Here is a 13,082-nt window from a genome sequence, read left to right as displayed (position 1 = left end):
GCGTTCGTCCTGAGCCAGGATCAAACTCTCCAATAAAGAGTAAGATTAGCTCTTAAGTTTTAAAACTTGTTTTAAACATTGACGTTTTTTGTTCGTTCAGTTTTCAAAGAGCAACATTTGCTTATCGCTCACAGCGACTTTATTAATATAGCATTTTTCACTTTTGACGTCAATAACTTTTTTAAGTTATTTTCATTACGTCATCAGCGACGTTTATTAATATAACAGCTAAATAAAACTAAGTCAATAAAAGTTGAAAAGTTTTTTTAAGTTTTATCCTTTTTGCTCCCTCTTCTGTCTATTCAGCATATATTTCAAGCATTCATTAGGTGCAGCCACTCTTTTAAATAACGCAAATAAAATCTTGTATCTTTCTTCCATTGCTCTTTTTACTATATGATCGATTCGGTCATCCTTCAAATCAAATAATATTTCATCCATTTCTCTTTTTATTAAATACTCTATTTCTTTTTGTTCCTTTTGATTGATTAACATCCCTAACATCCTAAAACCCCTTTATTTCAGTTTGGTTTTTGTAGTATTTTCCAATTTATTTTTTTTATGAATTTGTTTTTCAAATCATTTTTAAAAATTACTCGCATAAAATTGAGACAAGAAGTGATTTGGACGAGGTGAAGGGTATTATGAACTTCTTTTTTGTACTAAACGGGAAAACGCTTAAACAGCTTGCTATTGTTGTAACAACTGCCTTTTTTGCTGCATGGTTCCTTTATGTCGGAAACATTGTCCATCTGCCTGCATTTTCCTCAAAAATTGGACCTAAAGCAATATACAAAGGTGAAAAGGACCTTGCACTCACATTTAATATCGGATGGGGCGATGAAAAAGCAGAACCCATTCTAGATATTCTTAAAAAGGAAAATGTGAAATCCGCTACCTTTTTCCTAGCAGGGTCATGGGCAGAACGCCATCCGGATCTTGTTGCTCGGATTGTGAAGGAAGGATATGAAATTGGAATACTTGGTTATAATTATGAAGATTATACTGAGCTTGAAGAACAGAAAATCAGGCAGGATATAGCGAAAGCTCAGGATGCATTTAAAAAGTTAAATGTTAAAGACATTAAACTTATTCGTGCTCCGACAGGACATTTTGATCAAAAAACATTAAAGGTAGCTGAGAGGCTTGGCTATACGGTTGTACATTGGAGCCTTGATTCAAAGGATTGGACAAATCCCGGCATAGACGTCATTATCAAGAATACAGCTCAAGCAAAAAAGGGGGATATCCTGCTTTTGCATGCTTCAGATTCAGCAAAACAAACAGCCAAAGCTTTGCCGCAAATCATTCAAGGGGTAAACAGTAAGAATTTAAAGTTTGTATCCGTTTCTGAAATGATTGCGAATGCTGAAACAAAAACTAGCGAAGTAAAATAATACATTAACGAAGCAAAAAAGCCGTCCTTATTTGGCCGGCTTTTTTGCTATTTTTTGTCTTTGCTCTTGTGAAGCTTTATTAAGTTTTTGAAGAATAAGCAGCTGATATGCGTTACATACTAATAAAGGAAAAATCATTAGATATACCCAGCTTTCTTCATTTACTCGCAAAACCGGCACCCACTCGATTGTTGTAACAACAACCATAAAAAATACAGCAGGTATAAATGCTTCCTTACTTGTCATCTTTACTTTCATTACAGCCACTGCCGCTCCCACAACAAAGATAAATGCTGCTACTCCAACATATGGCCAAATGCTGTCTCCCTCTCCAGCAAAAGCATTATATCGAAGGTAGACCAAGTCAAATAAAACAAACAAGATTAAAATAACCTGAACTGCATTCCATAACGAATGGGATTTAAATATGCCGAGTCCAAAACGATGAACAGTTAAATAAGCAAAAAAACCTGCTTGGCTTAGAACACTGAAAATAAAACCTACTCCAATTAACCATATTAAAACAGATAATATTTCAAGAAGATCGAAAGATGTAAATATAGGTTCAAATTCATTCCAACGCACAATAAAACCTACAACCCCAGTAGTTAATCCCCCAACTAACAGAGTTGACATAAATAACTTTACCCAATATCGGCTAGTCAATTTATTTTTCCTCCATAGCATTTATTCAATCACTTTTGATTGTACCAACGTAGCAATAAAAAATCTAGGTAAAGGTAAAGCAATTCAAGCGAATAATATTTGCTCATTTTCTTCATTCTAACATTAAGGACATCTCTGAAAGGAGCTTCTATATGTTAAAAATGTTTCGTACGCTCATCCCTTCTATGCTAATTATGATGCTCGCAGGCTGCGGTTCAGGTGAAGCAGGCGGCAACAATTTAGATTATGAACAAACAAAGAAAATGATTGTGGATATACTAAAAACAGATGATGGCAAAAAAGCAATACAGGAACTGATGGAAGATGACAAAATGAAGCAGAAGCTTGTAATGGACCAAGCAGTCGTCTCTGAAACGATCGAAAAAACTTTAACCTCAGATAAGGGAACAGAGTTTTGGAAAAAGTCCTTTGAAGATCCTAAATTTGCTGAAAGCATTGCCAAAAGCATGAAAAAGGAAAATGAAAAGCTTTTAAAAGATTTAATGAAGGATCCTGAATACCGAGGAATGATGATTGAAGTTTTAAAAGACCCTGAATTAGAAAAAGAAGTCACAAACGTGTTAAAAAGTAAGGAATATCGCGAACATTTACAAACCGTAGTAACTGAAACATTTGAGAGTCCTCTCTTTAAGGCAAAAATCCAAGAAATTCTTCTGAAAGCAGCTAGTGAGGTAAAAACCGGTGAAAAAGAAGGAGAAAGTGGAGGGCAAGGTGGAGAGGAGCAAGGCGGTGAACAGAAAGGTGGCGGACAAGGAGGCGGCGGAAGCTAAATCCCAAGAAAAAACCTCTTCTCACAAGCGGAAAGAGGTTTTTTCTTATCTTTTTATTTATTTTCCAGAGATTGAACGACTTTCTGGGCAATTTCCGTATAAATTTTTCCCAATCTATGATCTTCTTGATATACAGAAGGAGCAAACTCCTTTTCATCCCAATCTGGCTGTTGAAGAGGCAGCTGACCTAATACTTCAGTTTTTAGTTCTTCAGCAAGCTTCTGTCCACCGCCTTGACCGAAAACATATTCCTTCTCCCCTGTAACCTTGCTTTCAAAATAAGCCATGTTTTCAATAACACCTAAAATTTCATGTTCTGTTTTTATCGCCATCGCACCTGCACGAGCAGCAACAAATGCAGCAGTTGGGTGTGGGGTAGTGACAACGATTTCCTTACAAGACGGAAGCATCGTATGAACATCCAGCGCCACATCACCAGTTCCAGGCGGTAAATCAAGTAATAAATAATCAATGTCTCCCCATTCTACTTCATTAAAAAAGCTGTTAAGCATTTTTCCAAGCATTGGGCCTCTCCAAATAATCGGAGCATTATCTTCAACAAAGAAGCCCATGGATATAACTTTTACACCAAAACGATCAACAGGAATAATCTTTTCCCCTCTTACAACAGGGCGCGTCGTAATCCCCATCATGTCAGGCACACTAAATCCATAAATATCTGCATCAATTAATCCAACTTTTTTCCCTAATCGTGCTAATGAGACAGCAAGATTCACCGAAACAGTCGATTTCCCTACGCCGCCCTTTCCGCTCGCGATGGCAATAAAGGTCGTTTTGCTATCAGGTGAGAGCAATCCTTTATCCTCTTCTTTCACCGCTTGACGATACTGGGCTAATACAGATTCCGGCAGTTCACTAAACCGGATACCGACAGTAGCGGCACCTGCTTCTTTTAACAAATTCACAATTTGTGTTTGAAGTTGAAGCTGCTCAGCAGTTCCTGTTTTTGCAATTAATATCTTTACACTTACATGATTTTTTTCTTCTTTGATTTTTACTTCATCAATGGCACCTAGTTCGCCTAGTGGTTTATGTATAAATGGCTCTTGAACTCCACTTAAAACTTCTCTTATATTTTGTTCCGTTAACATACTAGCACCTGCCTTTATGTATTCGTTTCCATTAAAGTATAACATATTGTTATTGCGCTACAGTTAATTCTATCACACCTTGTCTAATTAAAACCAATACTCACAACTTTCTATCAGCTCCTGCTTTTTGGTTCATTAAGTAAACAAAAAAGATGCTGTTTAGCATCTTTTATTCCTCTTCCTCTAGTTCCTTTTCATCAGAAAAATATCTAAGGATCCCCATATATATCGAGGCAGCAACTTTATTTTGATATTGTTCATTTTTTAAATGTTCTTTTTCAGCTGGATTGGATAAAAAACCAACTTCCACTAAAGCACCAGGGATTTCAGCATGCTTAAGGATATAAACGTCATTTAACTTCTTTGCTTTTCGATTTGTGTTTTCTAAATTTCTTCTTAATTCATCTTGTATGAACTTTGCTGCTCTTGAGTTTTCATCTTTATGGGATGCATAAAAGGTCTGTGCCCCGCTCCACCGGGAAGAAGGAATGGCATTTAAGTGGATGCTCGCAAAAAATTCTGCACCCGATGTATTAATCATTTCAAGACGCTTTTTTAAATCCTCCACTTTTCTTCTGCTATATCCCCTTGTGCCATCTGGGGCCAGATCACGATCATCTTCTCTCGTCATAATAACAAGTGCTCCTTGTTCTTGAAGATAATCTCTGACCTTTAATGTTACGTCAAGAGCGATTTCCTTCTCAAGCGCACCCTTATCCCCCGCCCCGCCATCTGGACCGCCATGCCCTGGATCAAGTAAAATAATCTTTCCGGTTAACGGCAAATGCCATGATTCCCAAGAATCCTCTTCTGAAAAATCATATTGTAAAATTAAAAATAGGACGATAAGTCCAATGGCGAATGCCGCAGCTTTTATCTTTTTCATACTCCCTGTCAACCTCCCGCTCGTCCTCCATTTAAATATATGGGACAAGGTAAAAAGATAGAACTAGGAAGAATACAAAATTCAAGCGATTTTAGTGAAGGCGAAGCTTATGTCTTCTTTGACCCTTGTGAAACCCTTCCATCCACCAGCTGTTTACATATTCCTCACATAAATAGTAGAGGGATTCACTCATTATTCCTTCTTCCCCATGACCCCAATATAAGAGGAAGTTGTAAAGTGTATCTGAAAAATGCTGAATCTCATACCGGCAACGATTCCTTACAGCTTCAGCTGGTTCGCCATATAATCCAAATCGGCTAAAATGGGCACCTAATAAATACGCTTCAATTGCCACATCATAGCATGCCTCTTCAATTCCTGCATTCATGATCAATCCAGATGCAAATCTTGAGGAGCCGAAATGGTGCTGCACTTTTTCCTTTAATGACTTTATAGAAATTTCCTTTAAAATGGATTTTTCATATTTAATTTGTTTTTCTCTTTTCTTTTCTGCAAAAGTTGTAATTACATTCATGAAGTCTCACTCCTTGTAGATAGTCTTTATCGGCGAAAGGAGAGAAATACAAAAAGCAATAAGCTTTCATTTGCCAATTTTTTATTTTAAAGAACCCAGTCAATCTTGATGCGCACTTTTCGAACTAGGACACTATTTTAAACCCTAATACTAAAGGAAATTGCGCGTGATTATTAATAAAGGAATATTCGGCAAAGGCAGGTGTTCCTATCATTGTTTTATTCCAAACAACATTTTTATTGAAAAAAATGTAGAAAATTCCACAAACTTGAAGATGAAAAGTTTGTTAAATCAATAAGCTTAGGGGGAAGAGAAATAACATAACAGAAAACTCAAACTTCTATAAAGGCTGAATAATTAGGAGGAGGAAGTGAAATGAAGATTTATCCGTATGAGTGGCTTTCACTAAGTAAGGAGATCAAAATAAAACTAATTCGGTTAGCCATATTGGAAACAAAAGCAAGTAGTATCCATAGTTTTTAGGTGGGGAATCTTTCCCACCTTTTAATTTTTCCTTACAAAAAAATGAACTCTCTGTCAGTATATGTTCTCTCCCTTCGCTAATTATTGTTTCGAAAAAAGAAGCTTGCACTATTTGTGCAAGCTTCTCTGTTAAAGGGTTAATCATTGTCGCGTGATTTTCCGCCTTTTTGACCGATTTCTTGATAAAACTCTTTATCATGATTTTCAGCTGTGGCTTCTCCGCCTTTTCGGCCGATCTCTTGATAAAATTCTTTATCGTGATTCTCAGCCGTGGCTTCCCCGCCTTTCCGTCCGATCTCTTGATAAAACTCTTTATCATGATTTTCAGCTGTGGCTTCTCCACCCTTTTGTCCAATTTCCTGATAAAAATCTTTATCATGATTCTCCGCTGTTGCTTCCCCGCCCTTTTGTCCAATCTCCTGATAAAAGTCTTTATCATGTTTTTCTGCGGTAGCTTGTCCGCCTTTACGTCCTCTTTCTTCCATACTCATTTTGTTATCATTATTGTTAGCCATTTTATTTTCCTCCTTTAATTTGAATCGTACCTTTTACCGTTTGACTCTCATTACATAAAAGAAAAAGTAAATTCAGCTTCCAACAACACTATGTCTCACTTGTACTAAGAATAGAAGCTGAGGTATTTTCAGCCACTTTTAAAAGTTCCATTGAATATACCCCCTTCTCATTTGACTTGATTAGGTTAACTCGTTGTAACCTTAATAAGTGTGTACCACCTTTTCACGTGTACAAAACCTTTATTTATGCTTTTAGCATTTTAAAATATTTGTAATATCTGTAATTTGTAATAAAATGTTGTCTGTGATAATTTATTTGTCCAAACTATGGTTATAAGTATTTTTAAATAAAAAAAGACCCCCAACCAAATTGGTTGAGAGCCTTTGAAAAGTTGATATTAACGTTTTGAGAACTGAGGTGCACGACGAGCGCCTTTAAGACCGTATTTTTTACGTTCTTTCATACGAGCGTCACGTGTTAATAGACCTGCAGCCTTTAATGTTGGACGGTAGTTTGGATCAGCTTGAAGTAACGCACGAGCGATACCGTGGCGGATTGCGCCAGCTTGACCAGTATATCCTCCACCATTCACATTTACATGTACATTATAGCTGCCTTGTGTTTCAGTAGCTACAAGCGGTTGATTTACAACTGCGCGTAATGCTGCAAATGGGATATAATCTTCAATTTCACGACCGTTGATAATAATTTGACCATCGCCTGGAACTAAACGAACTCGTGCAACGGAGCTCTTACGACGACCAGTACCAATATATTGAACCTGTGCCAAGTTAATAACCTCCCCTATTAATTATCCACGAAGTTCGTAAACTTCAGGTTGTTGTGCTTGGTGCTTATGTTCAGCGCCAGCATATACGTGTAATTTCTTGAACATTTGACGGCCAAGAGAATTCTTTGGAAGCATGCCTTTAATAGCAAGCTCTAACATTCTCTCAGGGTAGTTTGTACGCATTTCATTAGCAGTTCTAGTTTTTAAACCACCTGGATGTAAGCTGTGACGGTAGTAGATCTTGTCAGTAAGCTTTTTACCAGTTAAGTGGATTTTTGAAGCATTAAGAATAATTACATGATCACCAGTGTCAACATGTGGTGTATAAGTTGGTTTATGTTTACCACGTAGGATTGATGCAACTTCACTAGCAAGACGACCTAAAGTTTTGCCTTCAGCATCAACTACGTACCATTTACGCTCGATATTGTTTGCATTCGCCATAAACGTTGTACGCATCAATTTTCCCTCCTAAAATTTCCATTATTCATTCATTTGGTTTCATTTATCTTAGACACAATAAGTTCCGGGGCTTATCGTGGTTTTAATAACAATACCTTTGCTATGATACACTTTTCATCGACTATTGTCAATAAAATGTTACGCCAGGTTTAGTTGTTTTAATGTTTTTTTTAAAACTGCATCTATTTTTACTTCAATAATGCACTTCCCATAAATACAAACCTTGTGCTGGCGCGGTTTTCCCTGCATAGGCGCGATCCTTTTTTTCAAGTATAACTGGTATAGTTTCAGGAGAAATATCACCAGCTCCCACCCCTAAAAGAGTCCCTGCTAAAATACGAACCATGTTATACAAAAAACCATTTCCGACGAAACGAAAAATCAGCATATCTTCCTCTTCAAGCACTTCTATCTTACGTATTTCACGCACCTTATCAACTACATCTGTTTTCACTGAGCAAAAGCTTGTAAAGTCATATTCTCCGATCAAGAAAGGGACCGCCTTATTTATTTTCTTTACATCTAAAGAATATGGATACTGATAAGCATAATGGCGTTTAAACGGATTCCGCTGTGCAGAGCGATGGATGAAATAGCGATATTCCTTCCCTTTTGCATCAAAACGGGCATGAAAGTCATCGGCAGCCAATTCTGTACGAATAATAGCGATATCATCCGGTAACAGTGTATTTAAAGCAACCTCCCACTTGGCCAATGGAATCAAAAGAGGGGAGTCAAAATGGATCACTTGTCCCCTTGCATGGACGCCAGCATCCGTTCTGCCGGATGCACTGACCTTGACGTCTATGCCCTTATGAAGCTTACTAAGCGCCTTCTCTATTTCACCTTGCACCGTCCGCTTACTTGGCTGTACTTGATACCCTGCAAACTGTGTTCCATCATAAGAAATAATACATTTATATCTTTGCATCACATTGCTCCATTATGTTCGAAATAAGACTAATAACGCTGTTAGAATACCAAGGAATATGAGCATCGAAGTATCTTTAAGCCCCCAGCTAAGCTGCCTGTACTTCGTTCTTCCTTCTCCGCCTCTATAGCCCCTTGCTTCCATTGCTGTAGCAAGCTCCTCTGCCCTTTTAAAGGAATTGACAAATAGCGGAATCAAAAGGGGAATAATCGCCTTCACTCTGTCTTTAATCGGACCGCTTGAGAAATCGACTCCTCTTGCCGTCTGTGCCTTCATGATCTTATCTGTCTCTTGCATCAAAGTCGGTATAAATCGGAGCGAGATGGACATCATGAGAGCAAGCTCATGTACAGGGAATTTCACTTTATTTAACGGATGCAGTAGGCTCTCTAGTCCATCTGTTATTTCAATCGGCGTCGTCGTCAATGTAAGAATGGATGTCATCAATATAAGAAGGAAGAATCGTAAAGAAATGAAGATCCCCTGCCGTAAACCTTCTTCATAGATGGAGAACCAGCCAGCTTGAAATAAAAGCTCTCCTTCCTTAGTTAAAAACAAATGCAAAAGCAATGTAAAGAGAACGAGCCAAAGAACGGGCTTCAGTCCCGATATAATAAACCGAAATGGCACTTTTGATAAAGAAATCATTCCCAATGTATAAATGGCTAATAATCCATATGTTAGGCTATTATTTGCAATAAAAACAATACAAACAAATAAAAAGATAATCATTAGCTTTGAGCGCGGGTCCATCCGGTGAATCAGAGAATGAGCAGGAACATAACGGCCAAAAATCATCTTCTCCATCATTTCTGCTCACCACCCTTTAATAACAAAGCAATTTCCTCAGTAAGCAACTCCGCAGTTAAACAAGTTTGTGAGAACTTTATATGAAAAGTTTCTTCAATTTTTTTTTGGAATCGTACGACTTCAGGCACATCTAGTCCAAGCTGCATCAATCCTTCAGGAGATGAAAAAATTTCCTCTGGCGTTCCTTTTTTATACACTTCACCTTTTTGCATAATAACAATATGGTCCGCATATTTTGATGCATCCTCCATACTATGTGTGACTAGAACAGTCGAGAGCTCTCTCTCCTTATGAAGAGCATGGAACATATCCATAATTTCCTTTCTTCCGCGTGGATCAAGCCCTGCAGTAGGCTCGTCCAATACAATGACATCTGGTTCCATTGCCAGCACCCCTGCAATGGCTACTCTGCGCATTTGACCACCAGATAAGTCAAACGGAGATTTGCTCAATATTTCTTCAGAGAGACCCACTTGTTTAATTGCTACCTTAGCCCTTCGCTGTGCTTCTTCCATCGAAACACCAAAATTCATCGGTCCGAAGCAAATATCCTTTTCTACCGTTTCTTCAAATAATTGATGCTCTGGAAACTGAAAAACGATCCCTACTTTCTGCCGTATGTCCTTTAAGTTTTTTTGCTTTTTATCTGCAGTAACTTCTTTATCCCCAATAACTACCTTGCCAGCTGTCGGCTTTAATAGGGCATTCAAATGCTGCAGCACCGTAGATTTCCCCGAGCCTGTATGACCAATAATTGCAAGAAAGGTTCCTGATGGAATATCAATGGACACATCTATAATGGCTAGGCGTTCAAAAGGTGTATTAGCTTGATATCGATATTCTACTTTTTGTAGTGAGATGTCCATAACTCTTCCACCAACTCTTCTTCTGATAAAAAATGCCTAGATAGTGAAACCCCTTGTTCCTTTAAAAGCTTGCTCATTTTAACAGGGAAAGGAATATCCAAACCAAGTTGAACAAGCTCCTCATCCATTTGAAAGATATCTTCAGGACTGCCCTCGCGATAAAGCTCTCCTTTATTCATCACTATGATTCGATCCGCTTTTACTGCCTCTTCTAAATCATGAGTAATCGAAATGACCGTCATATGGTGATTCTCTTTTAACTCTCTAACCGTTTCCAAAACCTCTTCTCTTCCTCTTGGATCAAGCATGGAGGTTGCTTCATCCAAAATAATAATCGAAGGTCTAAGTGCGATGACACCAGCAATAGCTACTCTTTGCTTCTGGCCACCGGATAGATGGTGCGGCTCTTGATCAAGAAATTGAGCCATTTTAACCTTTTCCAGCGAGTACTTGACTCTTTCTACCATTTCTTCTCGATCAATTCCGTTATTTTCTAAACCAAAAGCCACATCATCCTGAACAGTTGTTCCAACAAATTGATTATCAGGATTTTGAAAGACCATACCGATCTTTTTTCTTGTCTCCCACACTGTTTCCTCCGAAAGAAGCATTCCATTCACCTTAATAGTACCTTCTTGAGGAAATTGCAACCCATTTAAAAGTTTGGCAAGGGTTGATTTACCAGAACCATTATGACCGACTAACGCAAGCCATTCCCCTTCATATATATCAAAAGAAACATTTCTTAGCGCAAACCCTGTTTCTAAAGGATACTGAAATGAGACATTTTCTAATTGAACTAACTTTTTCTTATTCAAAGCAGCTCCTCCTCTCAACTTTCTCATCTCTCTATTCTAAACTGTTCTCTAAGCCAATCAAAAGAAATTTATAAATAAAAAACCCGCCATTTTTGGCGAGCTTCAATAGCATTGACAGTAAAATTTATTAACGAAAACCTATAAAAGGACCATTACAAACAAGAAAAGCGCTCTTTTCTAAATCTGCTAATTCGAGCTTATAACATGTCAATACTGCCCCTATTTAAGCCCATTACAACGTTTCAATATAAAAAAGCCCGCACCTTTCCGATAAAACAGGACACCACCTGCTCAGCGTTAAGACAAAATATAATTGGAAAGGTGCAAGAAGAGCTAGACGCGACATGAAGTTAGATAGCGCTAATGCTATGCTTATGCAAAACATCATACACTTATAGTTTGTATGAACGAATCATGCCCATCGTAACACTCACTTTGGCTACTTCCTTACAGAAGTTTGATCTATTACAGAAAAAGGGCAAAGAACAAACTGTCCTGCCCTTCATCCAAATAGAAATTAAACTAACTCGATAATTACCATTGGTGCACCGTCACCGCGACGAGGTCCAAGTTTCATAATACGAGTATATCCACCTTGACGTTCTTCATAACGAGAAGCGATATCGCTGAATAATTTTTGAACTGCATCTTGCTTTGTTTCAGCGTTAGCTACCTCATTACGTACGAATGCAGCTGCTTGACGACGAGCATGCAAATCGCCACGTTTTCCAAGAGTGATCATTTTTTCAACAACTGAACGAAGTTCTTTCGCACGAGCTTCAGTTGTTTCAATACGCTCATTGATGATTAAATCTGTTGCTAAGTCACGTAGCATAGCTTTACGTTGAGAGCTAGTACGTCCTAACTTTCTGTATCCCATGAAAGTTTCCCTCCTTTGTTGAAGTCATTCTTTAGCCTGTAAGCTTAAAGTTTTATGACAGTTAACAAGCGTTAACTAATCAATCATCTTTACGTAAGCCTAATCCAAGCTCTTCTAGTTTGTGTTTAACTTCCTCAAGAGACTTTCTGCCTAAGTTACGTACCTTCATCATATCTTCTTCCGTTTTATTAGCTAATTCTTGAACGGTATTGATGCCAGCACGTTTTAAACAGTTATATGAACGAACAGAAAGATCTAGTTCTTCAATCGTCATCTCAAGTACTTTTTCTTTTTGATCTTCTTCTTTTTCAACCATGATTTCTGCATTTTGAGCTTCATCAGTTAAACCAACAAAGATATTCAAATGCTCAGTTAAGACTTTCGCACCAAGTGCAACAGCATCTTGTGGACCTGTACTTCCATCAGTCCAAACATCGAATGTTAACTTATCATAGTTAGTCATTTGGCCTACACGTGTATTTTCAACCTGATAAGACACACGTGAAACTGGTGTATAAATAGAATCGATAGGAATAACACCAATCGGCTGATCTTCCCTTTTGTTCTGAACAGCTGGCGTGTAACCACGGCCTCTTCTAGCAGTTAGACGCATGCGTAAATGACCATTAGCACCTAATGTAGCAATGTGTAAATCTGAATTAAGGATTTCTACATCACTGTCATGTGTAATGTCAGCAGCATGAACTACGCCTTCACCCTTTACATCAATTTCAAGAGTTTTCTCTTCATCAGAGTAAATTTTTAGTGCAAGTTTCTTAATGTTTAAAATGATAGATGTTACATCTTCTACGACGCCTTCAATTGTTGAGAACTCATGAAGTACCCCATCAATTTGAATCGATGTGACTGCGGCACCTGGGAGTGAGGATAAAAGGATACGACGTAAGGAGTTACCCAAAGTAGTACCATATCCACGCTCAAGCGGCTCTACGACGAACTTCCCGTACTTGGCATCATCGCTGATCTCAACCGTTTCGATTTTTGGTTTTTCTATTTCGATCATGAAAATATACCCTCCTTCAAAACGTCGAAACCCCGGCTAGCATTCTAACCGAAATTCCCCCATGTATACGTTCCCGTTTTGTGCACAACAACTGGAATAATAATCCTGTATAATT

At 38.0% G+C, this 13,082-nt stretch carries 16 protein-coding genes; 2 read left to right on the top strand and 14 right to left on the bottom strand.

Features of this window, described 5'->3' with window-relative positions; translation table 11 throughout:
- Positions 1 to 273 precede the first annotated feature (273 nt).
- A complete protein-coding gene (locus ASU02_RS20915; RefSeq protein ID WP_057767252.1) occupies positions 274 to 504 on the bottom strand; it encodes a hypothetical protein in 231 nt (76 codons plus the stop codon).
- Between the two features lie 140 nt (positions 505 to 644).
- Between ASU02_RS20915 and pdaB the strand changes: the two genes are divergently transcribed.
- Positions 645 to 1,397 carry a polysaccharide deacetylase family sporulation protein PdaB gene (gene pdaB / locus ASU02_RS20910; protein ID WP_057767250.1) on the top strand — a complete coding sequence of 251 codons (753 nt, stop codon included), beginning with the start codon at positions 645 to 647 and terminating at the stop codon, positions 1,395 to 1,397.
- A 27-nt stretch (positions 1,398 to 1,424) separates the two neighbouring features.
- Here pdaB and ASU02_RS20905 read toward each other — a convergent pair whose 3' ends face one another.
- On the bottom strand, positions 1,425 to 2,063 hold the full coding sequence (locus ASU02_RS20905; protein WP_057767248.1) for a KinB-signaling pathway activation protein: 639 nt from the start codon (positions 2,061 to 2,063) through the stop codon (positions 1,425 to 1,427).
- Between the two features lie 152 nt (positions 2,064 to 2,215).
- Between ASU02_RS20905 and gerD the strand changes: the two genes are divergently transcribed.
- Complete coding sequence (gerD, locus tag ASU02_RS20900) at positions 2,216 to 2,854, top strand: spore germination lipoprotein GerD (protein WP_057767245.1); 639 nt, start codon at positions 2,216 to 2,218, stop codon at positions 2,852 to 2,854.
- 53 nt (positions 2,855 to 2,907) lie between these two features.
- On the opposite strand, the gene ASU02_RS20895 is transcribed toward gerD, so the two are convergent.
- From ASU02_RS20895 to ASU02_RS20835, 12 genes are all read right to left on the bottom strand, one after another.
- Positions 2,908 to 3,966 (bottom strand): Mrp/NBP35 family ATP-binding protein, encoded by a 1,059-nt coding sequence (locus ASU02_RS20895; protein ID WP_057767243.1) that lies wholly within the window; start codon positions 3,964 to 3,966, stop codon positions 2,908 to 2,910.
- 169 nt (positions 3,967 to 4,135) lie between these two features.
- Complete coding sequence (gene cwlD, locus ASU02_RS20890; RefSeq protein WP_057767241.1) at positions 4,136 to 4,852, bottom strand: N-acetylmuramoyl-L-alanine amidase CwlD; 717 nt, start codon at positions 4,850 to 4,852, stop codon at positions 4,136 to 4,138.
- Between the two features lie 91 nt (positions 4,853 to 4,943).
- Positions 4,944 to 5,387, bottom strand: a complete 444-nt coding sequence (locus ASU02_RS20885; RefSeq protein ID WP_057767239.1) for a YbaK family protein — start codon at positions 5,385 to 5,387, stop codon at positions 4,944 to 4,946.
- Positions 5,388 to 6,007: 620 nt separating this feature from the next.
- Positions 6,008 to 6,385 (bottom strand): glucose starvation-inducible protein GsiB, encoded by a 378-nt coding sequence (gene gsiB, locus ASU02_RS20875; RefSeq protein ID WP_057767235.1) that lies wholly within the window; start codon positions 6,383 to 6,385, stop codon positions 6,008 to 6,010.
- Positions 6,386 to 6,783: 398 nt separating this feature from the next.
- Complete coding sequence (rpsI, locus tag ASU02_RS20870) at positions 6,784 to 7,176, bottom strand: 30S ribosomal protein S9 (protein WP_057767233.1); 393 nt, start codon at positions 7,174 to 7,176, stop codon at positions 6,784 to 6,786.
- A gap of 21 nt (positions 7,177 to 7,197) precedes the next feature.
- A complete protein-coding gene (rplM, locus tag ASU02_RS20865) occupies positions 7,198 to 7,635 on the bottom strand; it encodes a 50S ribosomal protein L13 (RefSeq protein WP_053478236.1) in 438 nt (145 codons plus the stop codon).
- A gap of 196 nt (positions 7,636 to 7,831) precedes the next feature.
- Positions 7,832 to 8,569, bottom strand: coding sequence for a tRNA pseudouridine(38-40) synthase TruA (gene truA, locus ASU02_RS20860; RefSeq protein ID WP_057767232.1), 738 nt, complete (start codon positions 8,567 to 8,569; stop codon positions 7,832 to 7,834).
- Positions 8,570 to 8,581: 12 nt separating this feature from the next.
- Positions 8,582 to 9,379 carry an energy-coupling factor transporter transmembrane component T family protein gene (locus tag ASU02_RS20855; protein ID WP_057767230.1) on the bottom strand — a complete coding sequence of 266 codons (798 nt, stop codon included), beginning with the start codon at positions 9,377 to 9,379 and terminating at the stop codon, positions 8,582 to 8,584.
- Positions 9,376 to 10,245, bottom strand: coding sequence for an energy-coupling factor ABC transporter ATP-binding protein (locus ASU02_RS20850; protein WP_057767228.1), 870 nt, complete (start codon positions 10,243 to 10,245; stop codon positions 9,376 to 9,378). Before ASU02_RS20850 ends, ASU02_RS20855 begins: the two co-directional genes overlap by 4 nt.
- Positions 10,221 to 11,063 carry an energy-coupling factor ABC transporter ATP-binding protein gene (locus ASU02_RS20845; protein ID WP_232426308.1) on the bottom strand — a complete coding sequence of 281 codons (843 nt, stop codon included), beginning with the start codon at positions 11,061 to 11,063 and terminating at the stop codon, positions 10,221 to 10,223. Before ASU02_RS20845 ends, ASU02_RS20850 begins: the two co-directional genes overlap by 25 nt.
- Positions 11,064 to 11,580: 517 nt before the next feature.
- The gene (gene rplQ, locus ASU02_RS20840; protein WP_053478241.1) at positions 11,581 to 11,943 is read right to left on the bottom strand and encodes a 50S ribosomal protein L17; all 363 of its coding nucleotides are present in this window, start codon (positions 11,941 to 11,943) and stop codon (positions 11,581 to 11,583) included.
- A gap of 79 nt (positions 11,944 to 12,022) precedes the next feature.
- Entirely contained in the window at positions 12,023 to 12,967 is a 945-nt protein-coding gene (locus ASU02_RS20835; protein ID WP_053478242.1) for a DNA-directed RNA polymerase subunit alpha, read from the bottom strand.
- Positions 12,968 to 13,082: the final 115 nt, after the last annotated feature.

Origin of the sequence: Cytobacillus praedii (assembly GCF_001439605.1) — a bacterium.
Lineage (GTDB): Bacteria > Bacillota > Bacilli > Bacillales > Cytobacillaceae > Cytobacillus > Cytobacillus praedii.
This window is presented reverse-complemented; position numbering and strand designations above follow the sequence as displayed.